Source organism: Verrucosispora sp. WMMD1129, from assembly GCF_029581255.1.
GTDB lineage: Bacteria > Actinomycetota > Actinomycetes > Mycobacteriales > Micromonosporaceae > Micromonospora > Micromonospora sediminimaris.
Genome location: NZ_CP120741.1, coordinates 162510 through 187205, shown reverse-complemented (window position 1 = coordinate 187205; position 24696 = coordinate 162510). Strand labels below are relative to the sequence as shown.

23 protein-coding genes are annotated in these 24696 nt (G+C 72.2%); 12 read left to right on the top strand and 11 right to left on the bottom strand.

Annotated features, from left to right (window positions below; all coding sequences use genetic code 11):
• Positions 1–77: 77 nt before the first annotated feature.
• The gene (locus O7624_RS00885; protein ID WP_282238508.1) at positions 78–1100 is read right to left on the bottom strand and encodes an iron chelate uptake ABC transporter family permease subunit; all 1023 of its coding nucleotides are present in this window, start codon (positions 1098–1100) and stop codon (positions 78–80) included.
• The gene (locus tag O7624_RS00880) at positions 1097–2053 is read right to left on the bottom strand and encodes an iron chelate uptake ABC transporter family permease subunit (protein ID WP_282240505.1); all 957 of its coding nucleotides are present in this window, start codon (positions 2051–2053) and stop codon (positions 1097–1099) included. Before O7624_RS00880 ends, O7624_RS00885 begins: the two co-directional genes overlap by 4 nt.
• Positions 2054–2278: 225 nt before the next feature.
• On the opposite strand from O7624_RS00880, the gene O7624_RS00875 reads away from it, so the two are divergent.
• The 5 genes from O7624_RS00875 to O7624_RS00855 all read left to right on the top strand — a co-directional run bounded on the left by O7624_RS00875 (position 2279) and on the right by O7624_RS00855 (position 8693).
• Positions 2279–3307, top strand: a complete 1029-nt coding sequence (locus O7624_RS00875) for an ABC transporter substrate-binding protein (protein ID WP_282238507.1) — start codon at positions 2279–2281, stop codon at positions 3305–3307.
• Between the two features lie 142 nt (positions 3308–3449).
• Positions 3450–5000 (top strand): aspartate aminotransferase family protein, encoded by a 1551-nt coding sequence (locus tag O7624_RS00870; RefSeq protein WP_282238506.1) that lies wholly within the window; start codon positions 3450–3452, stop codon positions 4998–5000.
• A gap of 35 nt (positions 5001–5035) precedes the next feature.
• Positions 5036–6316: a SidA/IucD/PvdA family monooxygenase gene (locus O7624_RS00865; protein WP_282238505.1), complete on the top strand. Its 1281-nt coding sequence runs from the start codon at positions 5036–5038 to the stop codon at positions 6314–6316.
• Positions 6313–6891: a GNAT family N-acetyltransferase gene (locus O7624_RS00860; protein ID WP_282238504.1), complete on the top strand. Its 579-nt coding sequence runs from the start codon at positions 6313–6315 to the stop codon at positions 6889–6891. The genes O7624_RS00865 and O7624_RS00860 overlap by 4 nt, the downstream gene beginning before the upstream one ends.
• Entirely contained in the window at positions 6888–8693 is a 1806-nt protein-coding gene (locus tag O7624_RS00855) for an IucA/IucC family siderophore biosynthesis protein (protein WP_282238503.1), read from the top strand. The genes O7624_RS00860 and O7624_RS00855 overlap by 4 nt, the downstream gene beginning before the upstream one ends.
• A 77-nt stretch (positions 8694–8770) precedes the next feature.
• Here the strand turns inward: O7624_RS00855 and O7624_RS00850 are convergent, their stop codons facing one another.
• The 7 genes from O7624_RS00850 to O7624_RS00820 all read right to left on the bottom strand — a co-directional run bounded on the left by O7624_RS00850 (position 8771) and on the right by O7624_RS00820 (position 16571).
• Positions 8771–9622 carry an oxygenase MpaB family protein gene (locus O7624_RS00850; protein WP_282238502.1) on the bottom strand — a complete coding sequence of 284 codons (852 nt, stop codon included), beginning with the start codon at positions 9620–9622 and terminating at the stop codon, positions 8771–8773.
• An 85-nt stretch (positions 9623–9707) separates the two neighbouring features.
• Positions 9708–10712, bottom strand: a complete 1005-nt coding sequence (locus tag O7624_RS00845; protein WP_282238501.1) for a phosphotransferase — start codon at positions 10710–10712, stop codon at positions 9708–9710.
• A gap of 133 nt (positions 10713–10845) precedes the next feature.
• Positions 10846–12069, bottom strand: a complete 1224-nt coding sequence (locus O7624_RS00840; RefSeq protein WP_282238500.1) for a hypothetical protein — start codon at positions 12067–12069, stop codon at positions 10846–10848.
• A gap of 45 nt (positions 12070–12114) precedes the next feature.
• Entirely contained in the window at positions 12115–12969 is an 855-nt protein-coding gene (locus O7624_RS00835) for a phosphotransferase (RefSeq protein WP_282238499.1), read from the bottom strand.
• A 33-nt stretch (positions 12970–13002) separates the two neighbouring features.
• Positions 13003–14529, bottom strand: a complete 1527-nt coding sequence (locus tag O7624_RS00830) for an alpha-N-arabinofuranosidase (RefSeq protein WP_282238498.1) — start codon at positions 14527–14529, stop codon at positions 13003–13005.
• A gap of 87 nt (positions 14530–14616) precedes the next feature.
• Positions 14617–15633, bottom strand: coding sequence for a LacI family DNA-binding transcriptional regulator (locus O7624_RS00825; protein WP_282238497.1), 1017 nt, complete (start codon positions 15631–15633; stop codon positions 14617–14619).
• 140 nt (positions 15634–15773) lie between these two features.
• A complete protein-coding gene (locus tag O7624_RS00820) occupies positions 15774–16571 on the bottom strand; it encodes a class I SAM-dependent methyltransferase (protein WP_282238496.1) in 798 nt (265 codons plus the stop codon).
• A 189-nt stretch (positions 16572–16760) separates the two neighbouring features.
• On the opposite strand from O7624_RS00820, the gene O7624_RS00815 reads away from it, so the two are divergent.
• Genes O7624_RS00815 through O7624_RS00805 form a run of 3 tightly spaced genes read left to right on the top strand, consistent with a single transcriptional unit; the run spans position 16761 to position 19941 of the window.
• A complete protein-coding gene (locus O7624_RS00815) occupies positions 16761–17912 on the top strand; it encodes a Gfo/Idh/MocA family oxidoreductase (protein ID WP_282238495.1) in 1152 nt (383 codons plus the stop codon).
• Positions 17913–17968: 56 nt separating this feature from the next.
• A complete protein-coding gene (locus O7624_RS00810; RefSeq protein WP_282240504.1) occupies positions 17969–19084 on the top strand; it encodes a dihydrodipicolinate synthase family protein in 1116 nt (371 codons plus the stop codon).
• 59 nt (positions 19085–19143) lie between these two features.
• Complete coding sequence (locus O7624_RS00805) at positions 19144–19941, top strand: sugar phosphate isomerase/epimerase family protein (RefSeq protein WP_282240503.1); 798 nt, start codon at positions 19144–19146, stop codon at positions 19939–19941.
• A 60-nt stretch (positions 19942–20001) separates the two neighbouring features.
• Here O7624_RS00805 and O7624_RS00800 read toward each other — a convergent pair whose 3' ends face one another.
• Positions 20002–20910, bottom strand: coding sequence for a 5'-3' exonuclease (locus O7624_RS00800; RefSeq protein WP_282240502.1), 909 nt, complete (start codon positions 20908–20910; stop codon positions 20002–20004).
• 107 nt (positions 20911–21017) lie between these two features.
• On the opposite strand from O7624_RS00800, the gene O7624_RS00795 reads away from it, so the two are divergent.
• Positions 21018–21398, top strand: coding sequence for a VOC family protein (locus O7624_RS00795; protein ID WP_093402349.1), 381 nt, complete (start codon positions 21018–21020; stop codon positions 21396–21398).
• A gap of 13 nt (positions 21399–21411) precedes the next feature.
• On the opposite strand, the gene O7624_RS00790 is transcribed toward O7624_RS00795, so the two are convergent.
• Entirely contained in the window at positions 21412–21636 is a 225-nt protein-coding gene (locus tag O7624_RS00790) for a hypothetical protein (RefSeq protein WP_282238494.1), read from the bottom strand.
• A 175-nt stretch (positions 21637–21811) separates the two neighbouring features.
• Here O7624_RS00790 and O7624_RS00785 point away from each other — a divergent pair, with 175 nt between their 5' ends.
• The 3 genes from O7624_RS00785 to O7624_RS00775 all read left to right on the top strand — a co-directional run bounded on the left by O7624_RS00785 (position 21812) and on the right by O7624_RS00775 (position 24662).
• The gene (locus O7624_RS00785) at positions 21812–22927 is read left to right on the top strand and encodes a Xaa-Pro peptidase family protein (RefSeq protein ID WP_282238493.1); all 1116 of its coding nucleotides are present in this window, start codon (positions 21812–21814) and stop codon (positions 22925–22927) included.
• Positions 22924–24066, top strand: a complete 1143-nt coding sequence (locus O7624_RS00780) for an acyl-CoA dehydrogenase family protein (RefSeq protein WP_282238492.1) — start codon at positions 22924–22926, stop codon at positions 24064–24066. Before O7624_RS00785 ends, O7624_RS00780 begins: the two co-directional genes overlap by 4 nt.
• 86 nt (positions 24067–24152) lie before the next feature.
• Entirely contained in the window at positions 24153–24662 is a 510-nt protein-coding gene (locus tag O7624_RS00775) for an Lrp/AsnC family transcriptional regulator (protein WP_232511097.1), read from the top strand.
• The last annotated feature ends 34 nt before the right edge of the window (positions 24663–24696 follow it).

Genomic DNA, 24696 nt, shown 5'->3' with positions numbered 1-24696 from the left:
GGGTGTCGTGGTCGGGACCGGTGTCGTGGTCGGGACCGGCACGGTGTCCGGCTGCGGTCCGTGGGACTGTCCGGGCATCACAGCCGGCCCGCCCGGCGCTCGGTGGCCAGTAGCCACACCAGGTAGCCGCCGCCGATCACGCCGGTCACCACGCCGACCGGGAGTTGGCCGGGGAGGGCGCGCAGGGCGACCTGATCGGCGACGACGGTGATCAGCGCGCCGATGAGCGCCGCCGGCAGCAGGGTGACCCCGGGTGCCCGGGTGAGCCGGCGGGCGAGGTGGGGGGCGGTGAGCGCGACGAACGGCACCGGCCCGGCGGCGGCTGCGGACAGCGCCACCAGCAGCACGGCCCCGGCGAGCAGCAGCATCCGCATCCGGTGCACGCTCACCCCCAGCCCGCTGGCGGCGTCGTCGCCCAGCTCGGTCATCCGCAGCGCCGGAGCGCAGGCCAGCAGCGCCGGCACCAGCACCACGAGGGCGACCAGCAGCGGCACGGCGTCGGACCAGCCGCGGCCGTCGAGGCTGCCGGTGAGCCAGAGCATCGCCCGGGAGGCGCTCATCAGCGGTACCCGGGTCATCAGGTAGCCGTTGACGCCGGTGAGGATGGCCGACATGCCGATGCCGACCAGGACCAGCCGGTAACCGTGCACGCCGCGCCGCCAGGCGATCAGGTAGATGAGCAGTCCGGTGACCACACCGCCGAGGGCCGCGGAGCCGGCGAGGGCGGCGCTGCTGCCGCCGACGGCGACCACGACGAGCGCTCCGGTTGCCGCGCCCTGGGTGAAACCGAGCACGTCGGGGCTGCCCAACGGGTTGCGGACCAGCGACTGGAAGACCGCTCCGGCCAGACCGAGCGCGGTGCCCACGGCCAGGCCGGTGACCAGCCGGGGCAGCCGCAACTGGGTGACGATGAACTCCTCGGCGGCGCTGCCGCCACCGGTCAGGGTGCGCAGCACGTCGGCCGGTGACATGGGGTACTCGCCATGTCCGACGGCCAGTACGCCGACGCCGACGGTGAGCAGCAGGCAGACCGCGCCCACGGCGAGGACGCGGGGATGCAACCGGACCGAGAGCCGGCCGGGCGTACGAATCACGATCATGAGCGGGTCGTCCTCGTCCTGAGCACCAGCGTCAGGAACAGCGGGCCGCCGACCACGGCGGTGATCAGGCCGACCTGAAGTTCGCCGGGACGGCCGACGACCCGGCCGAACACGTCGGAGCCGAGCAGCAGCACCGGGGCGAGCAGCGCGCAGTAGGGCAACAGCCAGCGCAGGTCGGGGCCGGTGACGGCACGGACCAGATGCGGCACGAGCAGCCCGACGAAGACGATCGGGCCGCAGGCTGCGGTGGCCGCCCCGCAGAGCAGGGTGATGGCGAGGATCACAGCGGCCCGGGCCACGGCCGGTCGGGCACCCAGGGCCTGCGCGGCGTCGTCGCCGAGGGCGAGCGCGTTGAGCGGCCGGGCGGCGGCCAACGCGACAAGCAACCCGACGGCGATGAACGGCAGCACCCGCAGCACCGTGCCGGCGTCGGCGCTGGCCAGTGACCCGACGGTCCAGAAGCGCAGCCGTTCCAGACCGGCCGCGTTGAGCAGCATCACCGCGCTGACGTACGAGTACAGGGCCGCGTTCAGCGCCGCGCCGGCCAACGCCAGGCGGGCGGGCGTGGCCGAGCGACCGCCACCGACCGCGTACACCCCGACGGTGACGACGGCGGCGCCGAGCAGCGCGAACCACACCTGCCCGGTGCCACCACCGAGGCCGAACAGGGCGGTGGCGGTGGCGATGGCGGCGGCGGCTCCGGCGTTGATACCGAGCAGCCCGGGGTCGGCGAGCGGATTACGGGTCAGCGCCTGCATCGCCGCGCCGGCCACGCCGAGCGCGGCGCCGGCCAACAGACCGAGCAGCGTACGGGGCAGTCGCAGCTCCCGCACGACCGCGTACTCGGCGGCGTCGCGGTCGGTCAGGGCGTGCCAGACCTCGCCCGGGGGGATCTGCTTGGCGCCGACGGCCATGCTGAGCACCGCGACCGTGAGCAGGGTCAGCGCGGCCATCAGGAGACCACTGGCGCGCAGGGCGGTGCGGCGGTGCCGGGGCGGTGCGGTCGACCGGGTCGGCGTCTCGTAGGGTGGCGACTCGATGACGGACAGTGTGAACTCCAGTGTGGTGCGAAACGCCGTCGGGACTTGACAGGAGCCGAGTCTAGGCACGAAGTTAGGTTAGGTTAGCCTAACCCCCGGCTGTCCATGGTCCGAGACCCTGATCGAAAGACGACACGAATGTCTGAGCACCCCTCTCCCCGTCGCCTCTCCCGCCGGGGGCTGCTCGCCGTCGGCGGTGCCGCCGTGGCCGCCGCACTCGTCGGCTGCGGCCGCGACGATGCCTCCGGAACCAACGGAGACAACGCCTCCGGGCCCTGGTCGTTCACCGACGACCGACCCGAGGAGGTCACCGCCGACGCCCGGCCGGACCGGGTGGTCGCCTTCACCGGTTCCGCCGCGGCACTTGTCGACTTCGGACTCGGCCGCGAGATCGTCGGCGTCTTCGGTGAGACGAAGAAGGCCGACGGCAGCGTCGAGCCGCAGGCCGGTGACCTGGACGTGGAGAGCGTGGAGATCCTCGGCAACGTCTGGGGCGAGTTCAGCGTCGAGAAGTACGCCGCCCTCCGCCCGGAGCTGCTGGTCACCCACATGTACGACCCGGGCGCCTACTGGTACGTCCCGGACGAGAGCAAGGACAAGATCCTGCCGCTGGCGCCGGTGGTGACCATCACCACCGCGCGGGTGCCGATGACCAAGCCGATCGAGCGGTACGCGCAGCTCGCCGAGTCCCTGGGCGCCGACCTGTCGGCGCCCAGGATCACCGACGCCAAGGCACGGTTCGAGGCCGCCGCCGAGGCGGTACGCCAGGCCGTCGCGGCCAATCCGGGCATCAAGGTGATGGCCGCCTCCGGCAGCCCCGACCTGTTCTACGTCTCCAACCCGAAGGTCAGCACCGACCTGATGTACTTCGCCGAGCTCGGCGTCGACATCGTGGTGCCGACCAAGCTGGAAGCCGGCGACTACTTCGAGGCGCTCAGCTGGGAGAACACCGGCAAGTTCCCCGCCGACCTGATCCTGCTCGACAACCGCAGCACCGCCCTGCAACCCACCGACCTGGCCGCCAAGCCCACCTGGAAGCAGCTGCCCGCCGTGCAGGCCGGGCAGGTCACGCCGTGGGACGCGGTGCCCCGCTTCTCGTACGCGGGCGCGGCTCCGCTGCTGGAGAACCTCGCCAAGGCGATCCAGGGGGCGAAGAAGCTCACCTGATGCCGTCGGGCGGCCGGCCACGGTCGACCACCGCACCGGCCGCCCGCCACCCCTCCCAGAACCGAACTGCCCGCCGCCCACCTGTCGTGCGGCGGGTTCCGGCTGCCCGAAAACCGAACCGCCGATCGTGGAGGACACGTCCATGACCCTGCCGGTGCACACCGCCGAGGCAACGCCGACCCACCCGAAGCCCGCGACCACACCCGCCCGGGCACACCTGCTCAACGACGATACGGTCGAGCAGTACCGCCGGGCGGTGGCCGCCGGCACCGACCGGGTGGCCCGTCGGGTGGCGGAGGCGGACGGACCCTTCACCGGCGTACGCCCGGACGAACTCGCCCCCCAGGTGGAGGCGATCGACCTGGACCGGCCGTTGGGCGACACCACCGCCGCGCTCGACGAGCTGGAGGACGTCTACCTGCGCGACGCGGTCTGGTTCCACCACCCGCGTTACCTGGCCCACCTCAACTGCCCCGTGGTGATTCCGGCGCTGGTCGGCGAGGCGATCCTCAGCGCGGTCAACTCCTCAATGGACACCTGGGACCAGAGCGCCGGCGGCACCCTGATCGAGCGCCGGCTGATCGAGTGGACCGCCGACCGGATCGGTCTCGGCCCAGCCGCCGACGGGGTGTTCACCAGTGGCGGCACCCAGTCCAACCTGCACGCCCTGCTGCTGGCCCGGGAGGAGGCGCTGGCCGCCGCGACGCCCGCCGACCGACGGATCCTGCTGCCCCAGCTGCGGATCATCGCCTCGGCGGCCGGTCACTTCAGCGTGCAGAAGGCGGCAAAGCTGCTCGGCCTGGCACCGGATGCGGTCGTGGTGGTGGAAACCGGCCCCGACCGGCGGATGCGCCCCGGCGCGGTCCGCCACGAGATCGCCCGCTGCCGGCGCGCCGGACTGACCGTCATGGCGGTGGTGGCCACCGCCGGCACCACCGACTTCGGCACCATCGACCCGCTCGACGACATCGCCGAGGTGTGCGCGACGTCCGGCGTGTGGCTGCACGTCGACGCCGCGTACGGCTGCGGGTTGCTGGTCTCGCCCACCCGCCGGCACCTGCTCGACGGCATCGAACGCGCGGACTCGGTGACGGTCGACTACCACAAGTCCTTCTTCCAGCCGGTCAGCTCCAGCGCGCTGGTGGTCCGTGACCGGCGGACCCTGCGGCACGCCACCTGGCACGCCGACTACCTCAACCCGGCCCGGATGGTCGCCCAACGCATCCCCAACCAGGTCGACAAAAGCTTGCAGACCACCCGCCGGTTCGACGCGCTCAAACTCTGGCTGACCCTGCGGGTGATGGGGCCCGACGCCGTCGGTGAACTGTTCGACGAGGTCTGCGACCGGGCCGCGCAGGCGTGGGCGCTGGTCGCCGCTGACCCGCGCTTCGAGGTGCTGACCCGGTCACAGCTGAGCACCGTGGTGTTCCGCTGGCGCCCCACCGGACCCGGCCGGGACCTGGCCGACGCGGCGAACCTGCGGGCCCGCGAGGCGTTGGCCGCCTCCGGTCTCGCCGTGGTCGCCGGCACCCGGGTCGACGGTCGTCAGTACCTCAAGTTCACCGTCCTGAACCCGGCCACCACCACCGAGGACGTCGCCTACGTGCTGGACCTGATCGCCGAGCATGCCGGCCGTCACGTGCACGAACACGCCGGCGCGGCCACCGCCGACCTGACCTGCCCGGTCGGCTGACCATGCCACCTGCTGACCCGAGCCTGGAGGGCCGGATGGAAAGCTACGACTTCATCGGGATCGGCCTCGGGCCGTACAACCTCGGCCTGGCCTGCCTGACCGCACCCGTCGCCGACCTCGACGGGCTGTTCCTGGAGGCCCGCGACGACGTCTCCTGGCATCCCGGCATGCTGCTGGAGTCGTCCCGGTTGCAGACGCCGTTCCTGGCCGACCTGGTCACCCTCGCCGATCCCACCTCGCCCTTCTCCTTCCTCAACTACCTCAAGGAGATCGGCCGGCTCTACCCCTTCTACATCCGGGAGAACTTCTTCCCGCTGCGGGTCGAGTACGACGCGTACTGCCGCTGGGCCGCCGCCAAACTGCCCAACCTGCGGTTCGGGCACCAGGTCACCGCCGTCGAGTACGACCCGACCGATGACCGGTACGTGGTGACCGCCACCGTCGACGGCGCCACCGTCACCCACCGGGCCCGGCACCTGGTGCTCGGCACCGGCACCCCGCCACACCTGCCGGGCGCCTGCGCCGGCCTGACCTCCGACGCGGTGCACAACTCCCGGTACCTGGAACACCGGGACGCGTTGCGGGCCAAGCGGAGCATCACCATCGTCGGCAGCGGGCAGAGCGCCGCCGAGATCTACCACGATCTGCTCGGCGACATCCACCACCACGGTTACCAGCTGAACTGGGTGACCCGCTCGCCCCGCTTCTTCCCGCTGGAGTACACCAAGCTCACGCTGGAGATGACCTCGCCGGACTACGTGGACTACTTCCACGCGCTGCCCGAGCCCACCCGGTACCGGCTGGAGGCCGAGCAGAAAGGGTTGTTCAAGGGCATCTCCGCCGAGCTGGTCAACGACATCTACGACCTGCTCTACGCCTCAAGCATCAACGGCCCGGTGAACACCCGGTTGCTGACCAACACCGAGCTGACCGAGGTCACCCACGACCAGAGCACCGGCGTGCACACCCTCCGGCTGCGCCACGTCGAGCAGGAGCGGGACTTCACCCTGGACACCGAGGGGCTGGTGCTGGCCACCGGCTACCGGTACGAGGTGCCGGCGTTCCTGGAGCCGGTCCGGGACCGGCTGCGCTTCGACCAGCACGGTCGGCTCGACGTCGCCCGCAACTACAGTGTGGACTCCACCGGGCGCGGCGTGTTCCTGCAGAACGGGGGCACCCACACGCACAGCATCACCTCGCCCGATCTCGGCATGGGTCCGTACCGCAACAGCTGGATCATCCGGGAACTGCTCGGCCGTGAGCCGTACCCGATCGAGAAGTCGATCGCCTTCCAGGACTTCGGGGTGACCGGGTGAGCCAGCTCGTCCACACCCGCCACGATCGGCGACTCGGCGAGTTCGCCCTCCGTACGCTCGACGTGGCTGCCGACGCGCCGCTGCTGCACCGGTGGGTCACCCACCCCAAGGCGGCGTTCTGGCTGATGCAGGACGCCGACGTCGACGCGGTGGTCGCCGAGTACCAGCGCATCGCCGATCATCCGCACCACGAGGCGTACCTGGGTCTGTGGCGGGGCGAGCCGGCGTTCCTCGCCGAACGTTACGATCCGGCGCGCGTCGAGCTGGTCGGCCTGCATGACGCCCGGCCCGGCGACGTCGGGATGCACTTCCTCTGCGCGCCCGCCGAGACCCCCGTGTCCGGCTTCACCCGGGCCGTCATCACCACCGTGCTGGCCTGGCTTTTCGCCGACCCTGCCACGGCGCGGGTGGTGGTCGAGCCGGACGTGCGCAACACCGCCGTGCACGCGCTCAACGCGGCGGTCGGCTTCGAGGTGGTCGGACCGGTCAGCAAGCCGGAGAAGACGGCCCTGCTGAGTATCTGCACCCGGCAGCGGTTCCTGGCCGCCACCCGAGACGAAGGAGTACCGGCATGACCACCCGTGACCCGGTCGCCCACCTGCGCCCGCAGATCTGGGAGCGGGCCAACCGCCTGCTGGTGCGCAAGGCGCTCGCCGAGTTCACCCACGAGCGCCTGCTCACTCCCGAACCGGACGGCCCGGCTGCCGTCGACGGCACCGGCCGCCGCTGGTACGCCGTCACCGCCGCCTCCGGCGCGGTCCGGTACCGGTTCGCCGCCCGGGTGCTGACCCTGGAGCACTGGGATGTCGATCCGGAGAGCATCAGCCGGCACCGGGACGGCGAGCCGCTGCCGCTGGACGCGGTCGACTTCTGTCTCGACCTGCGCGACGCGCTCGGCCTCACCGACCGGATCCTGCCGGTCTACCTTGAGGAGATCACCTCCACCCTCGCCGGCCTGGCGTACAAGCTGGACCGGGCGCTGCCCAGCGCGGCGAAGCTGGTGGAGGCCGACTTCCAGACCATCGAGACGTCGATGACCGAGGGCCACCCCTGCTTCGTGGCCAACAACGGGCGACTCGGCTTCGGTGTCGATGAGTACCACCGGTACGCCCCCGAGGCGGCCCACCCGGTCCGGCTGATCTGGCTCGCCGCCCACCGCGACCACGCCACCTTCACCAGCGCCGCCGACCTGGACGAGGAGACGCTGCTCCGCACCGAACTGGGCGAGGCCACCCTCGCCCGGTTCGCCGCGACCATGACCGAGCTGGGCCTGGACCTCGCCGACTACCACCTCATCCCGGTGCACCCCTGGCAGTGGTGGAACAAGCTGTCGGTGACCTTCGCCGGCGAGGTGGCGCGTCGCCGGCTGGTCTGCCTCGGTGAAGGCGCCGACGAGTACCTCGCCCAGCAGTCCATCCGCACCTTCTTCAACGTCAGCCAGCCGGAGCGGCACTACGTCAAGACCGCGCTGTCCGTGCTGAACATGGGCTTCATGCGGGGCCTGTCGGCCGCGTACATGGAAGCCACCCCGGCCATCAACGACTGGTTGGCCGACCTGATCGACGGCGACGAGGTGTTCCGGGCCACCGGGCTGACCATCATCCGGGAGCGGGCCGCCGTCGGCTACCGGCACCGGCAGTACGAGGCCGCCACCGATCGCTACTCGCCGTACCGGAAGATGCTTGCCGCGCTCTGGCGGGAGAGCCCGGTCCCCGACCTGGCTGACGGCCAGCGACTGGCCACCATGGCGTCACTGCTGCACGTCGACGCCGACGGGCGGTCGTTCGCCGCCGAGCTGATCGCCACCTCCGGGCTGGCGCCGGCGGCGTGGCTGCGCCGCTACCTGAACGCCTACCTGACTCCGCTGCTGCATGCGTTCTACGCCTACGACCTGGCGTTCATGCCACACGGCGAGAACGTCATCCTGGTGCTGCGTGACGGGGTCGTGGAGCGGGCGATCTTCAAGGACATCGCCGAGGAGATCGTGGTGATGAGCGCCGCGGCGCAGCTGCCGCCGGCGGTCGAGCGGGTCCGCGCCGACATCCCGGAGGACATGAAGCTGCTGTCGATCTTCACCGATGTCTTCGACTGCTTCTTCCGCTTCCTCGGCGCGACCCTGGCCGATCAGGGCGTCATCGGCGAGGAGGAGTTCTGGCGTACCGTGGCCGACTGCGCCACCGAGTACGCCGCCCGGGTACCCCACCTGGCCGACCGGCTGGCCCGCTACGACCTGTTCGCCCCGGAGTTCGCGCTGTCCTGCCTCAACCGGCTCCAGCTGCGCGACAACCAGCAGATGGTCGACCTCGCCGACCCGTCCGCAGCCCTGCAACTGGTCGGTGCGCTGACCAATCCGATCGCCCGCTTCGCGCCGTCCTGACCTGCGGCACACCCGGTCCCGACCAGCCGTCGCCGGTCGGGACCGGCGACGGCCGTCGCCGGGGCGGCGGTCGCGGATCAGCCGGGGTGTGGGCCGAGCTGGTCGATGGTGTAGCCGTCCGGGTACGTCCTCGTGCTGATCACCCCGTCGGTGAACAGCGGCGCGACGCGGGGCCGGCCCAGATGGCGTAGCAGCCACGCCCGGACGCGCAGTGCGGCGTGCAGCCCGGCCCGCACCGGCCAGGCCGGCCTGGCGACCCGGGTGGCCGCGCGCAGTCGGTCGTCGTACAGCGCGGCGACCAGGGCGTCGCCGATCGGAGCCAGGGGGCGGGGCAGCCGGCCGAGCAGCAGCTCCCGGGTGGCCCGCTCGATCGCCGCCGCGTCGTCGTTGGGCCGCAGGTGTGCCGCGTCGTACGCGTCGAACCAGTCGGCGAACTCCTGGTAGGTGTCCGGGATGTTCGTGATCCCCATCCGGCGGCCAAGTTCGCGGTAGAAGACGTGGGTGGCGCGCCGCTCGTGACAGCAGGTACGGCGCCAACCGTACCTGTCGATCCACCGGGTCGGGATCACCACCAGGCAGCCGAGCACGTACCGGTGGTGGTCGTTGCCGATGCCGTACGGGCGGTGGATCTGGTTGACCCGACGCAGCGCGGAGCGCCCGCGCGGATGGTCGAAGCCGTTGAGCACCATCTCGTACATCAGCAGGCCGGTGTCGTCGATGCGCTTGCGGGTCCGCCGGGTCAGCTCGCCGGTGGCGGTGTGCACGGCGGCGATCTCCGGGATCGAGAAGGAGCGGTTGAACGCCAGGTTGAGCCCGAGCCGCAGGTCCCAGCAGAACTCGTGGCGCAGCATGGTCTGGTAGATCGCCAGGTGGTCACGCTCGGGGTCGAGCGACCGGATGCGCGTCAGGTTGGCGTGACGGTCTCGCAACGGCGGCTCCTCTCACGGTCGTCAACAGTCGGCCGGCCTGGTCTGGTCGGCTGGGGCCGGGCGGTCGGGTCGGTCGGCGGGCCGCTCAGACCGAGGCCAGTTCGGTCAGGTCACGGTCGAGCAGCCCGGCCAGCAGGGCGTGCCGGCCGGGGTCGTTCTCCGGTGTGATGCCCCGGCTGGGCATCTCCACGGTCATCAGCAGGTGCAGGTGCATCCGGTACAGCGCGAGCCGGCGGCGGGCCCCGTCGTCGAAGACCAGCGGCACATCGGTGGCCTCGGCGTACCCGCGCAGGAACGGGTGCGTCGGTTCGTCCTCGGCGCGACGGAACAGCAGCGGAGAGACCAGATCGAGCAGCGGATCGCCGTAGAGGAACCGCTCGCCGTCGACCAGGCCACACATCCGGTGCACGCCGTCGCCGTCCAGGGTGGCGAGGACGTTGCCGTCCCAGCAGTCGAAGTGCAGCAGCGCCGGCCGGCGTACCGTGTCGAGCAGTTCGCGGTGCCGGGCCACAAGCGTCCGGAACCGCTCCGGCGGCGCGGGCAGCGGCACCTCCCAGTCGGCCGCGTCGGCGAGCAGGTCGTCGATGATCGCTGCGAACGCGGCCGACCAGGTCGCTCCGCCGGTGCGGCCGGCGTCGTAGCCGAACCGGTCGCCGGTGATCCGGTGCAGGGCGGCCGTGGCCGCGCCCAGGCCGGCGCGGACCGCCGCGTCGTCGCCGTCCAGCTCGGGCAGGGCCCGGCCGGGCAGCCGGCCGGTGACCAGCCACTCACCGAGTCGCCGGTCGTGGCCGTGGTGCAGCACCGGCGGCACCGGCACCTGCGGTGCCCGCTCGGCGACCAGCCGGAAGTACCGGGCCTCGGCGGCGAGCAGGTCGGTCTCGTAGCGCAGCAGCCGGGCGGTGGGCGGCGGGGCGACCTTGAGCACGACGTCCCGGCCGTCGTCGAGACCGGCCCACCACACCGCGGCGAAGCCCCCGCCGGACAGCGGCCCGCAGGCGGTCACCCGTCGATCCGGGCCGAAGGACGATCGTACGAAGTCGACCACGTCGTCGGGGGAGAGGACCCGTTGCGTTGGACTGACCGGCGCCACCCGGACAGCGTAGGCCGCGCTCCGCGTGCTGTCCGTCCCGTCCCCGCCGGCCCCACCCGGGGTGCGGCCGGCGGGCGGTACGGTTCAGCCGTCGGTCACCTCCCCGGTCAGCACCACCTCCGGCACAAGCCCGTCAGTGGCGTGCTTCGGCCGACGGCGCCGGCGCGTACTCGAGGACGACCCCCCTCAGGTAGCGTGGATCGGTGGGTAGATCGGCCGCTCCCACCGCGAACATCAGTGGGCCGCCCGGAATGCTGTCAAGCCCGTGCAGGCTCATGCCGACGGCGTCGGGCGGTTGCGGCGCCGGTACGCGGGCCCACCCGCCCGTGCGGTACGTGACGAGCGACGCACTGGGTGTAGCCGAGTTGTCGATCAGCCACGGGCGTCCGGCCAGGTCGGTGACCACGTCGGGCAGCGCGCCACCTTGCCCGTACCTGAGCAGCTCGAACGATCCACCGCTCCCGCGCGCGGCCAACCCACCGTCGCCCACCGCCCACAGCTCGCCCGAAGAGTGACCCGCGAGCGCGCTGAACGAGGACTCCTCCTCGTTGACGCCCACCTGGACGGTGCGCCAGGCTGAGCCGTTCCAGTGGAAGAGCAACGGGCCCTTGAATCCCTGCCACGCGCCGTTGCCGGCGGCCCAGACGTCATCCGGGCCGAAGGCCTTGATCGCGGTGAAGGTGCAGAAGTTCGGCATTCCACCGAAGGAGGTGCCGCCGGTGCGGCATTCGGCGGGCGGCTGGTGCGACCGCCAGGATCGTCCGTCCCACTGCTCGATGATCACATCGCTGAGGTCGTTCCCCACCAACCAGGTCTGTCCGCCTTGGACGGTTAGCCCGGTGATCAGTGCGTGGCCTCCGCCTTCGCCCCGCGCGAACGGCACCTCGCGCCAGGCGCTGCCGTCGTAGTGCAGGACGTGCGTCACCTGCTCCTCCGGGGTGGCGGCGGCCGTGCTGCCCACCGCCCAGACATTCCCGGGCGAGTCGCCGGCGACGAGGTCGAGACGACCGTGCCACGAGATCGCCGGCAGCGGCGCGCGGGCCCAGTTCCTTCCGTCCCACTGGAGGATCACCGGGCTGCCGGTGTCGTTCGGCTGCTCGGGTGAGTATGCCTCGCTGCCGACGGCCCACGCGTGCGTGGCGTCCACCGACACCACGTCCCACAGCACGCTTGTGGGCCCGGCCAGCTCCGGCAGCGTGGCCAGCCGCCAGCTTGGTGCCGGCGGGCTGGTGACGACGGCTTCGGGGGATCCGCCGGCGGCCGTCCCGGAGGGGACCGAGATGTCCGTGCCGGCCGGTCCGCCGGTGCACCCCGACACCAGCACGACCACGGCCATCGTCACGGCAATCTTGCGCATGGCACCGATGATCGCATCGCCACGCCACAGCCTCCGCCGGACTGGTCAGCGCCGGACATCGGCGAGCGCCTCGGCGATCATGCGATGGCCCTGGGCTTCGAAGGCCTCGTCGCCCACGCGGTACGCCCACGCCGCGGTGCCGATCGCCTCGCGGACCCGGGTGCGGTGCCACGCGTCCGGCGTACGCGGATCAGGCCCGTACCCGTCGAGAAAGGCCGCCTCCAGTTGCGGGTCGCGACGGAAGTCCTGGGCGGCCAGCCGGCCGAAGTCGGTGAACGCGGGGCGCATCGCGGCACGGCCGAAGTCGATGACGCCCACCACACCGTCGTGGACGAGCCAGTTGCGGGGCTGCCAGTCACCGTGGGTGGGCACGAGGCGGGCCGGCGGGGTCGGCCAGGAGGTGATCTCGGCCCGTAGTCGCCGCACGGTGTGCGCGGCGATCCGGTGTGGTCGGCACAACCAGGCCAGCGACTTCTCGTTCTCGCGTCTCTCATGGTCGTCGTCGGTGACGACGACCTGGGCGTGCAACAGCGCCAGCAGCTCACCGGCCTGCTGGAAGACCCGGGGGTCCTCGGCCTGCGCGCTGCCGAGCACCAACTCGCCGGGCAGATAACGGGTGACGAGGAGTTTCGCTCCCGCGTCGCCATGCACCAGAGTCGGTGCCCGACCCCGGGCGGTCCAGGGGCGCAACCAGTTGGCATGGGCGTCCAGTTCGCGCCGGATGCCATGGTCCTCGGCACCGCCGGCCTTGACGATGAAACGCGAACCGGCGCAGGTCACCTCCAGCACCGTGGTGGCCACCAGACCCCAGCTGTGGTCCGCCTCGACGGTCGCCCCTGGAAGCCACCCCGCCAGCAGCCTGCGCTGCTGGCGGGTGAGGTTTCCGAGCGCCGGTGTCACGGCGGAGACGATACGCGCCGACCGCCGCAGCGGTCAGGCCTTGCCGGGCTCGGCGTGCTCGACCGTGAGTGCGGTCCACGACACGGGCGGCAGCTCGACGGTGAGCAGATCACCGGAGAGCCGCGCGGTGTCGTTGGTCCGCAGCCCGACCCGGTGCGGGTCACGCAGGTCGTTGGCGGCGCGTACGTCGGTGTCCCAGATCCCCCGGGCCGCGACCGCGCCGGCCGGCTGGAACGCGCCGAGGTCGATCGTCACGGTGGTGGCCTCGGTGAGGTGCCGGTTCTGCAGGAACACCGTCAGCTCGGTGCCGTCGCTGGTCGCGGCGGCGGCCACCACCGGCACCGAGCCGAAGGTCGCGGTGGTCGTCTCGTCGGCGTCGGCCAGCACCCGCAGCGCGTCGCCCCGGGCGGCGTGCGAGGTCACCGAGAACGGGAAGAACGTCGTCTGCCGCCAGGCCGGCCCGCCCGGCTCGGTCATGATCGGCGCGATGACGTTGACCAACTGCGCGAGGTTCGCCGAGGTGACCCGGTCGGCGTGGTTGAGCAGCGAGATCAGCAGACCGCCGAGGACCACGGCGTCCGCGACGGTGTACCGGTCCTCCAGCAGGCGTGGTGCGACCGGCCACTCGTCGATGGTGAACGTGCGGGCCTGTTCCTGCCAGCGGGACATGTACCAGACGTTCCACTCGTCGAACGCGAGGTCCACCCGCTTGGTCGAGCGCTTCACCGTGCGTACGTGGTCGACGGTCGCGACCACCGACTCGATGTAGGTGTCCATGTCGACCCCGGAGGCGAGGAAACTCGCGAGATCCCCGTCGTGTTCCTGGTAGTACGCGTGGCAGGAGATGTAGTCGACGTCGTCGTAGGCGTGGGTCAGCACCACGCGTTCCCACTCACCGAAGGTCGGCATGCCCCGGCCGGACGATCCGCAGGCGACCAGCTCCAGATCCCGGTCCACCTGTCGCATCGCCTTCGCCGTCATCGACGCGAGCTTGCCGTAGTCGGTCGCGTCGCGGTGGCCGAGCTGCCAGGGGCCGTCCATCTCGTTGCCGAGGCACCACATGGCGATCCCGAACGGCTTCTCCCGGCCGTTGGCGGCCCGTTGCGCGGCGCGGGCGGTGCCGGCCGGCAGGTTGGTGTACTCCAGCAGCTCGACGGCTTCCTTCGGGCCCCGGGTGCCGAGGTTCACGGCCAGCATCAGCTCGCTGCCCACCAGGTCGAGCCAGTGCTGGAACTCGTGCAGGCCGACCTCGTTGGTCTCGGTGGAGTGCCAGGCGAGATCGAGCCGGCGCGGCCGCTCGCCCACCGGCCCGACACCGTCCTCCCAGTTGTAGCCGGAGACGAAGTTGCCCCCCGGGTACCGGACCGTGCTGACCCCGAGTTCCTTGACCAGATCGATCACGTCGCGCCGGAATCCGTCCGGTCCGGCGCTCGGATGCCCGGGCTCGTGGATGCCGTCGTAGATGTGGCGACCGAGGTGCTCGACGAAACCGCCGAAGAGTCGGCGACGGACCGGGCCGATGGTGAAGGCCGGGTTGATGGTGAGGTGCGCGCGGGGCATGGGGCTCCTAACGATGATCACTCACGATAACGTTTTCGGTGGCGGTAGACGAGCCCTCGGCCGGGCCGCGAGCCCCCACTACTCGCGTCACCTCGGGGCGGGCCCGGTGCTGTCCCGACGGATCAGTTCGGCGGCGAGCGACTCGACCCGAGGGCTGGCGGCGCCCGGGTCGAGAGCCAGGGCCATCGCCCGGGCACCCATCTCCACCAGCGGCAGTCGCACCGTGGTCAGCGCCGGCGTAACGTCGCGGGCCATCGGCATGTCGTCGAACCCGAAGACGCTTACCTGCTGCGGCACCGGCACCGCGCGGGCGCGCAGCAGCGCCAGCGCCCCGATGGCCATCGAGTCGTTGAGCGCCGCGATCGCGGTCAGGCCGGGCTCCGCGTCGAGCAGCGCGGCGGTGGCCTCGGCACCGCCGTCACGGTCGAAATCGGCGTACCGGATGCGGTGTTCCGGCAGGTCAAGGCCGTGTTCGGCGAGTGCCGCGCGCAACCCGGTGAGCCGGTCGGTGATGGTGGTCAGCACCCGGGGCCCGGCCACCACACCGATGTGTTCGTGGCCGAGGCGGCACAGCTCCCGACCGAGGAGTCCGCCACCGCCTCGGTTGTCCGGCATCACCGCGTCACCGGAGTGCTCGTGGCGGCCGATCACCGTGACCCGGCCACCGGTGGCCTCGTACGCGGCGAGCTTGCCGTTGAGCAGCCGGGTGAAGTCGGCGTCGTGGTATCCCGAACCGGCCAGGACGATGGCGGCGACCTGCTGGCCCCGCAACAGCTCGACGTACTCCAACTCCCGCTCCGGGTCGCGGTAGCTGTTGCAGATCATCAACAGGCGGCCCTGGTCGGTGGCGACCCGTTGCAGGCCGCGGGTGATCTCCGAGAAGTACGGGTCGGAGACGTCGTGCACGATCACTCCGACGGCGCCGCGGTGCGACCGGGCCAGCAATTGGGCGTGCGCGTTGGGCACGTACTGCAACTCGGCGACGGCCTGCAAGACCCGTTCGCGTAACTCCTCGGTGACCGGCTTGCTGCTGCCGTTGATCACGCGGGAGGCGGTGGCGGGTGAGACACCGGCCCGTCGGGCCACATCGGACAGCGTCGCCACACCCGCCCCCTCACGCGTCGCGCCGGCCGCTGTCGCGGCGACCAGCGACACCGTACCGCAGCGCGGAGCCTTTTCCGGGGCGTGGTTCGCGCAGGTCAAGGCCGCGGGTCCGGGCGGTCCGTCCGGTCTCCGCCGCGCGGTCAGGGAACCGTGCCCCGGGCGAGGAGATGGGCGCTCGCCGCGACCAGGGCCGGCTCCCCTCGGAAGACGTGGGCGAGCCGCAGGGCGGCGGCGTACACGGTCTCCGCCGTCGGCCCGTGCGCGGCCGCTTCGGCGGCGATCCAGGCCGGTCCCTCGACGCCGTCGACGGCCAGCTCGACCAACCCGGCGGTACGGCATTCGTCGAGGAGTTCCTCGACCCGGTGGAAGTAGGCGTGGGTGAAACCCAGACGCGCGTCGTTCCGGCCGTCGGTGAGCAGCACCTCGGCTTCCTCGACCGTCCGGTCGTCGAGTCGCCCGGTGGCGGCGAAGTCGAGCGGCCCGGCGAACCGCGAGATCGCGGCGGCGAGGACGCGTCCGCCGGGTCGCGTGACGCGGAGCGCCTCGGCCAGAGCCCGACACCGGTCGGCGCGCTGCGGCAGGTGGTACAGCGGCCCCAGCAGCAGGGTGGCGTCGTAGCTGTCGTCCTCCTCGGGCAGCGCGCGGGCGTCGGCGACATCCGAGTCGATCGCGGGGCTGCCGGCGCGGGCCTGTTCGACGTGCGCCGGCACCAGGTCGAGCAGGCGTACCCGGTAGCCGAGGGCGACGAGGGCCCGGGCGTACGCACCGGGCCCTCCGCCGACGTCCAGGATCCGAGCGGGCGGCGTCGGCAGGTACGCGCGCAGCAGTTCCAACGTCCGGGTCCGCTCCAGCCGGGCCTGTGGCCGCGCGGCGAGCCGCAGATCCTCGCGGTAGCGGTCCGTGTAGTACGCGACGATCTCGTCTGACTGGTCAGCCATCCAGTGATGATCCTCGTTGGGGCGGCGAGATGGCCAGCGGTTTGTTCCTGCCGCCGTCCCCGGCGACGGCTGCGACGGCCGAAAGTACCGCGGTTGGGTAAGCCCTTGCCTGGCCGTCGCGGCACCGCCTAACCTGTGCAGGAAAGCGCTTACCTGATCGGTACGAGCGCCTACGACGGAAGGACCCTCATGACCCGCAGGTCGATCGGCATCATCGTGAACGGCGTCACCGGCCGGATGGGATACCGGCAGCATCTGGTGCGCTCCCTGCTGGCCATCCGTTCCGCCGGTGGTGTGCCGCTGGCCGACGGCACCACCGTCTGGCCGCATCTCGTCCTCGTCGGCCGCAGCGAGGCCAAGCTGCGCGAGATCGCCGAACGGCACGGCCTGGACGACTGGACCACCGACCTGAACGCCGCCCTGGCCCGCGACGACATCCAGATCTACTTCGACGCGCAGGTGACCCAGCAGCGGGAGAAGGCCATCCGACAGGCCATCGAGGCCGGCAAGCACATCTACACCGAGAAGCCCCTCGCCGAGGACACCGCCGCCGCCCTGGACCTGGCGCGTGCCGCCCGGGCGGCCGGCGTACGCACCGGCGTGGTGCAGGACAAACTCTTCCTGCCGGGGCTGCGCAAGCTCAAGCGACTGCTCGACGGCGGCTTCTTCGGCCAGGTGCTGTCGGTACGCGGCGAGTTCGGCTACTGGGTGTTCGAGGGCGACTGGCAGCCCGCACAGCGCCCGTCGTGGAACTACCGGGCCGCCGACGGTGGCGGCATCGTGGTGGACATGTTCCCGCACTGGCACTACGTGCTCGCGGAGCTGTTCGGCGAGGTACGCAGCGTCTCGGCCACCATCGCCACGCACATTCCCAGGCGGGTCGACGAGGCCGGGCGGCCCTACGAGGCCACCGCCGACGACGCCGCCTACGGCACCTTCGAGCTGGCGGGCGGCGTCATCGCCCAGCTCAACTCGTCCTGGTGCGTCCGGGTGCACCGCGACGAGCTTGTCGAGTTCCAGGTCGACGGCACCGAGGGCAGCGCGGTGGCCGGGCTGCGGCGCTGCCGGGTGCAGCACCGGGCGGTCACCCCGAAGCCAGTCTGGAACCCTGACCTGCCCGCCACCGAGGACTTCCGTTCGCAGTGGACGGAGGTGCCGGACAACGAGGACTTCGACAACGGCTTCAAGGTGCAGTGGGAGGCGTTCCTGCGGCACGTCGCCACCGGCGAACCGTTCCCGTGGGACTTCCTGGCCGGCGCCCGTGGCGTGCAGTTGGCCGAGCTGGGCCTGCTGTCGGCCCGTGAGGGACGCCGCGTCGAGGTGCCGGAGCTGGCCCTGTGAGCGAGCGAACCAGCAGGCTCGGTAGCGCCGAGGTGACCCTGCCCGGCGGCCGGCGGATCCGGCTGTCCGGCGGCAGCGGGCATCCCCGCCCCGACGGCCCGCCGCGCACCCGCGTCGCGTACGCCGCCGCGCACGTGGTGGCCGACCCGGCCGCCGACAACACCCCGGGCACCCCGGCGGTCCTGGACTGGGACCGCACCCTCGCCTTCCGTCGGCACCTGTGGTCGTACGGCCTGGGGGTGGCCGAGGCGATGGACACCGCGCAGCGCGGCATGGGTCTGGACTACCCGGCCACCCGGGAGCTGATCCGCCGCAGCGCGGCGGAGGCCCGGTCCGTCGGTGGGCGGATCGTTGCCGGAGCCACCACCGACCAGTTGCCGCCCGGCCCGGCGACGCTCGCCGAGGTCACCGCCGCCTACCGGGCGCAGCTCGAAGACGTGCAGGCCGCCGGGGCGGTGCCGGTGCTGATGTGCAGCCGGCACCTGGCCGCGGCCGCCCGCGGCCCCGAGGACTACCTGCGGGTGTACGACGAACTGCTGCACGCCGCCGACGGGCCGGTGGTGCTGCACTGGCTCGGTCCGATGTTCGACCCGGCGCTGTCCGGTTACTGGGGCACCGCCGACCTGGACCTGGCCGCCGACACCGTCGTCGAGCTGCTCAAGGCCCACGCGGCCCGGGTGGACGGCATCAAGGTGTCGCTGCTCGACGCCGGGCGTGAGGTGGCGTTGCGCCGCCGGCTGCCAGCGGGCGTACGCCTCTACACCGGCGACGACTTCCACTACCCGGAACTCATCCGGGGTGACGACGCCGGCCACTCCGACGCGCTGTTGGGGGTCTTCGCCGCAATCGCGCCGGCCGCGTCGGCCGCGTTCGCCGCCCTCGACCGCGGTGACCTGACCCGGTACGACGAGATCTTCGCTCCTACCGTGCCGCTGGCCCGGCACCTGTTCGCCGCACCCACCTGGTACTACAAGACCGGCATCGTCTTCCTCGCCTGGCTGGCCGGGCATCAGGAGCACTTCACAATGGTCGGCGGATTGCAGTCCGGCCGTTCACCGGAGCACCTGGGCACCCTGCTCAGCCTCGCCGACGCCGCCGGGCTGCTGCCCGACGCCGAGCTGGCTGCCGCCCGCGCCCGGGCCTTCTTCACCGTGGCCGGGGTGCCCCAGTGACCGGGCCTGCTCACGCGGCTGAGCGGGCTCACGGGGCCGGGCCGGCGAGCCGGGCGGCCCTGCGCCGGTTCTCGTTCAACCAGGCGACCGCCCAGCACTGGCCGCTGCCGGACGTGGTCGCCGGTTGCGTCGCCGCCGGCGTGCCGGGCGTCGGCCTGTGGCGGGAACCGGTCGCCGAGTACGGTCTTGGCCGCGCCGCGAAACTGGTCCGCGACGCCGGGCTGGCGGTCACCACCCTGTGCCGGGGCGGGTTCTTCACCGCCGACGACTGGCGGGAGCAGAACCTGCGCGCCATCGACGAGGCGGCCACTCTCGGCGCACCGGTGCTGGTCCTGGTCTCCGGCGGCCTGCCCGCCGGCAGCCGGGACATCGTCGGCGCCCGCGCCCGGGTCGCCGACGCGATAGCCGAACTCGCCCCGCACGCCGACGCCGCCGGGGTGACCCTGGCCATTGAACCGCTGCACCCGATGTTCGCCGCCGACCGGTGCGTGATCTCCACCCTCGGTCAGGCGCTGGACATCGCCGAGCGGTTCGACCCGGGCGTGGTCGGTGTGGTGGTGGACGCGTACCACGTGTGGTGGGACGACACCGTCCACGACCAGATCGCCCGCGCGGGGGAGTGGATCGCCGCGTTCCAGGTCTGCGACTGGATCACCCCGCTGCCGGAGGGGGCGCTGCTCGGCCGGGCGCTGCCCGGCGACGGCTGCATCGAGTTGCGCCGGCTACGCGAGGCGGTCGACGCGGCCGGCTACGCCGGCCCGGTCGAGGTGGAGGTCTTCAACGCCGAGGTCTGGGCACGCCCCGGCGAGCAGATCCTGGCCGCCGCCATCGACGGCTACCTGCGCGAGGTCGTCTGAACGGCGGCGCAACCGGTCGCCCCCGGGCCGGATGGTCGCCCGGGCCGGCCTGGAGGCGGGTCAGCTCGTCGTGCTGCGGGTGGCGAGCGCGTCGACCAGGCGTCGGGTGGAGCCGGCGAGGTTCCACCGCTCGGCCAGGTCGAGCAGCCGTTCCGGGTCGGCCGGCGACACCGGCAGCTCGGTGGCCAGCGGCGGCAGCGGCACGTCCAGGGCGACCTTGACGACCTTCGGCGCCACGGCCAGGTAGTCCCGGGCCGCGTCGAGCTTGGTGCGCAACCCGGGTGCGAAGCCGGCGGCCGGGTCGTCCAGGGCAGCGAGGATGCCGGCGATGTCGCCGTACCTGTCGACAAGCCGGGCCGCGGTCTTCTCACCGACGCCGGCCACCCCGGGCAACCCGTCGGACGGGTCGCCGCGTAGCGCGGCGAACTCGGCGTACCTGTCGGCCGGCACGCCGTAGCGGGCCCGCACCGCGGCGTCGTCGCAGTCCTCCAGCTTGGCCACCCCCCGCCCGACGTAGAGCAGTCGTACGCCCCGGGCGTCGTCGATCAGCTGGAACAGGTCCCGGTCGCCGGAGACCACCTCGACCGGCCCGGGCTGGGTGACCGAGAGGGTGCCGAGCACGTCGTCGGCCTCGTAGCCGGTCGCGCCGACCACTGTCACACCCAGCGCGTCGAGCACCTCCAGGATCATCGGCACCTGCGGGGAGAGGGTGTCCGGCACCACCTCGCCGCCCTCGGGCGCCACCCGGTGCGCCTTGTACGACGGCAGCAGCGCGACCCGCCAGTCGGGCCGCCAGTCGTGGTCCATCGCGCACACCATCCGCCCCGGCCGCCGGGTGCGCACCAGTTGGGCGAGCATGTCGAGGAACCCGCGTACCGCGTTGACCGGCTGGCCGTCGGCCGTCCTCGCGGCGGACTCGGGAATGCCGAAGTACGCCCGGAAGTAGAGACTGGGCGCGTCGATGAGCATGATCGGGGTCTGCGCTGTCACGTCCGACAGCCTGGCACACCGCACCGACTTTCACGGCGCACGGCAGGTCGACGGTGCGGTCCGGTGCAGCGACGAAGGAGGAGCCGATGACCGTACCGACCCGGCTGACGCTGACCACGGTCAACCTCGACACGCCCGACCCGGCGGCCCTGGCCCGCTTTTACGCGCGCCTGCTCGGCTGGGACATCGCGGTCGAGGAGGCAGACGACGTGATCCTGCGTGCCGCCGACGGCGGGGTCGGGCTGTCCTTCCAGCGGGAACGCGCGTACGTGCGGCCGAGTTGGCCGGCGCAGCCCGGCCGGCAGCAGATGATGATGCACCTGGAGATCGGGGTGCAGGACCTGCCGGCGGCGCTGGAGCACGCGCTTGCCTGCGGGGCGACGCTCGCCGCTGCTCAGCCCCAGGAGGACGTCCGGGTCTGCCTGGACCCGGACGGCCACCCGTTCTGCCTCTGGCTGACGGACTGACCCCGCGGTGCCCTCAGCTTCCGCCAGCCGTAGCCCGCCGGCGGCGCTTGGCGACGTACGGCAGCACGAACAGGTACAGGCCGGTGATCATCAGCAGCGCCAGCGGCAGCAGCGGCAGGTACGCGATCCACTCGACCGGATTCTCCTGCGCGAGCGCGACGAAGGTGACGATGACGGTCACCGTGAACACGATCGCCAGCCACCGATGGGTCTGCCGGATCCAGTTGCTCCCACTCATCACGAACCTCCCGGTTGACTCTCCGCACCGGCCCGAGCGGCTGCCCGGCCGGGGATCTACCCTGGTCAAGCTAGTGACGTCCCGGTGGTCGGTGCTTCTCGATTCCTGACCGGTGTGTCGTGGCGGTCCGGCACCGTCCGCGCCAGTCGGCCCAAACGACCGTTAAGCTAGCGGTGTGGGGTTCGAGGAGTTGTATCCGCCGCAGCGGTTGACCACGGCGCAGCGCGCCGTCGCCGCCGCCGGGTTGGACGCGCTGTTGCTCAGCCCCGGATCCGACCTGCGCTACCTGACCGGCTACGACGCGCACGCCGGTGAGCGGCTGACCCTGCTGGTGCTGCCCGCCGAGGGCGAGCCGACGCTTGTCGTGCCGACCCTGGAGCGGCCGGCGGCCGAGGCCTCCCCGGCGCCGGCCACCGGGGTACGCCTCGTCGACCACCCGGACGGCACGGACCCGTACCCACTGGTGACCGCCGCTCTCGGCGGGCCGGTCGGCGCGGTCGGCCTGGCCGACCGGATGTGGGCCGAGCAGGTGCTGGCGCTGCGTGCGGTGCTCCCCGACGCCCGGCAGCGGCTCGCCTCGACCGTCCTGCGGGAGCTGCGCATCCACAAGTCGGCCGCCGAGGTGGAGGCGCTCGCCGAGGCCGGCGCGGCGATCGACGCGGTGCACGCCCGAATGGGGGAGTGGCTGCGACCAGGGCGGACCGAGGTGGAGGTGGCCACCGACATCGCCGCCGCGATCAGGGCGGAAGGCCATGTCACTGTCGACTTCGTCATCGTGGCCGCCGGACCGAACGGCGCCAGCCCGCATCACGGCACCTCCGACCGGCCCATCGGCGCGGGTGAGCCGGTCGTGGTGGACATCGGCGGCACCATGGCCTCGGGTTACCGCTCCGACTGCACCCGCACCTACTGCCCAGGTGGGCCACCACCTGCCGAGTTCGTGGACTACTACGCGGTGCTGCACGAGGCGCAGCGCGCCGCCGTCGCGGCGGTCCGCCCCGGGGTGAGCGCCGCCGCGGTCGACGCCGCCGCCCGCGAACCGATCACCGCGGCGGGCTACGGCGACGCCTTCCTGCACCGCACCGGACACGGCATCGGCCTGGACGGCCACGAGGAGCCGTACGTGGTGGCCGGCAACGACCGCCCGCTGGCGGCGGGAATGGCCTTCTCCGTCGAACCGGGCATCTACCTGGCCGGGCGGCACGGCGCCCGGATCGAGGACATCGTCGTCTGCACGACGGACGGCGTACGACGGCTCAACACCACCCCCACGGAGCTCATCGCGCTATGACTGTCGACCGGATCCTGCCCACCGACGAGGCTCGCGACCTGCTGGAGCTGACCACCGAGCTGGCCGATCGGGAACTCGCGCCGAAGGTGACCGAGTACGAGCAGCGGGCCGAGTTTCCCCGGGAGGTGCTGCGCACGCTGGGCCGGGCGGGACTGCTCGGCCTGCCGTACCCGGAGGAGTACGGCGGCGCCGCCCAGCCGTACGAGGTCTACCTGCAGGTGCTGGAGATCCTGGCCAGCCGCTGGCTGGCCGTGGCCGAGGCGGTCAGCGTGCACACCCTGTCCTGTTACCCGGTCGCCGCGTTCGGCAGCGCGGAACAGCGCAAGCTGCTGCCCGACATGATCGGCGGCGAGTTGCTCGGGGCGTACTGCCTGTCGGAGCCGCAGGGCGGGTCGGACGCCGCGGCACTGACCACCAGGGCGGTGCGCGACGGCGACGGCTATGTCGTCACCGGCACCAAGGCGTGGATCACCCACGCGCAGGTGGCCGACTTCTACAACATCTTCTGCCGTACCGGCGGCCCCGGCCCGAAGGGCGTCTCCTGCCTGCTCGCCGACCGGGCCACGCCGGGTATCCACCCGCAGGCCGCGGAGCGCACCATGGGGCTGCGCTCCTCTCCGGTGGCGCAGCTCGTCTTCGACGAGGCCCGAGTGCCGGCCGACCGGCTGATCGGCGGCGACGGGGCGGGTTTCACCATCGCCATGTCGGCCCTGGACTCCGGTCGGTTGGGCATCGCGGCCTGCGCGGTCGGGCTGGCCCAGGCGGCGCTTGACTACGCGGTGGACTACGCCCGAAAACGCGAGCAGTTCGGCCGGTCGGTCATCGACTTCCAGGGGCTCGGGTTCACCCTGGCCGACCTCGCCACCCAGATCTCCGCCGCGCGGGCGTTGACGCTGGCCGCGGCCCGGCTACGCGACGCCGGGCGGCCGTACTCGATCGAGGCGGCCAAGGCGAAGCTGTTTGCCACGGATGTGGCGATGCGGGTGACAATCGACGCGGTGCAGGTGCTCGGCGGCGCGGGATACGTCGCCGACCACCCGGTCGAGCGGTACCTGCGGGAGGCGAAGGTGCTGCAGATCGTGGAGGGGACCAACCAGATCCAGCGGCTGGTGATCTCCCGCGCGCTGGCGAAGGGCTGACCGAACGCGACCATCCGCCCGCCGAACGCGACGGCGGGCGGCTTTGTCAGTCGCGTCGACCTGTCGTACCCGGTAGGTTGCACGCCGTGGAGGAGATCGACCGCGCCATCGTGGTGGCGCTGACCGCGGACGGCCGACTGTCGTACACGGACCTGGCGGAGAAGGTCGGCCTGTCGGTCTCGGCGGTGCATCAGCGGGTGCGTCGGCTGGAGCAGCGTGGGGTGATCAAGGGCTACGCCGCGCGGGTCTCCTTCGAGGCGCTGGACCTGCCCCTGACGGCGTTCGTGGCGATCCGGCCGTTCGATCCGTCCCAGCCGGACGACGCGCCGGAACGGCTGGCTCACCTGCCGGAGATCGACTCGTGCTACTCGGTGGCGGGGGAGGACTTCTACCTGCTGCTGGTCCGGGTGGCCGGTCCGGTCGACCTGGAGCGAGTGCTCCAGGAGATCAGGACGGCGGCCAACGTCACCACCCGGACGACAGTGGTGCTGTCCACCCCGTACGAGCACCGACCGCCCAAGATCACCCTCGACCCGGCGGCGCACCATCGCACCCGGGGCGTACCGCCCGCCGCAGCTGGCGCACAGGCGGACTGACCCGGAACACCCGGTGCCGCTGCGACCCAGGAGA

What these genes read in the sequence shown, in the direction of transcription:
- O7624_RS00885 (WP_282238508.1), bottom strand. Translation starts at nt 1,100, where the DNA reads ATGATCGTGATTCGTACGCCCGGCCGGCTCTCGGTCCGGTTGCATCCC.
- O7624_RS00880 (WP_282240505.1), bottom strand. Translation starts at nt 2,053, where the DNA reads ATGGCCGCGCTGACCCTGCTCACGGTCGCGGTGCTCAGCATGGCCGTC.
- O7624_RS00875 (WP_282238507.1), top strand. Translation starts at nt 2,279, where the DNA reads ATGTCTGAGCACCCCTCTCCCCGTCGCCTCTCCCGCCGGGGGCTGCTC.
- O7624_RS00870 (WP_282238506.1), top strand. Translation starts at nt 3,450, where the DNA reads ATGACCCTGCCGGTGCACACCGCCGAGGCAACGCCGACCCACCCGAAG.
- O7624_RS00865 (WP_282238505.1), top strand. Translation starts at nt 5,036, where the DNA reads ATGGAAAGCTACGACTTCATCGGGATCGGCCTCGGGCCGTACAACCTC.
- O7624_RS00855 (WP_282238503.1), top strand. Translation starts at nt 6,888, where the DNA reads ATGACCACCCGTGACCCGGTCGCCCACCTGCGCCCGCAGATCTGGGAG.
- O7624_RS00840 (WP_282238500.1), bottom strand. Translation starts at nt 12,069, where the DNA reads ATGCGCAAGATTGCCGTGACGATGGCCGTGGTCGTGCTGGTGTCGGGG.
- O7624_RS00830 (WP_282238498.1), bottom strand. Translation starts at nt 14,529, where the DNA reads ATGCCCCGCGCGCACCTCACCATCAACCCGGCCTTCACCATCGGCCCG.
- O7624_RS00820 (WP_282238496.1), bottom strand. Translation starts at nt 16,571, where the DNA reads ATGGCTGACCAGTCAGACGAGATCGTCGCGTACTACACGGACCGCTAC.
- O7624_RS00815 (WP_282238495.1), top strand. Translation starts at nt 16,761, where the DNA reads ATGACCCGCAGGTCGATCGGCATCATCGTGAACGGCGTCACCGGCCGG.
- O7624_RS00800 (WP_282240502.1), bottom strand. Translation starts at nt 20,910, where the DNA reads ATGCTCATCGACGCGCCCAGTCTCTACTTCCGGGCGTACTTCGGCATT.
- O7624_RS00795 (WP_093402349.1), top strand. Translation starts at nt 21,018, where the DNA reads ATGACCGTACCGACCCGGCTGACGCTGACCACGGTCAACCTCGACACG.
- O7624_RS00790 (WP_282238494.1), bottom strand. Translation starts at nt 21,636, where the DNA reads ATGAGTGGGAGCAACTGGATCCGGCAGACCCATCGGTGGCTGGCGATC.
- O7624_RS00780 (WP_282238492.1), top strand. Translation starts at nt 22,924, where the DNA reads ATGACTGTCGACCGGATCCTGCCCACCGACGAGGCTCGCGACCTGCTG.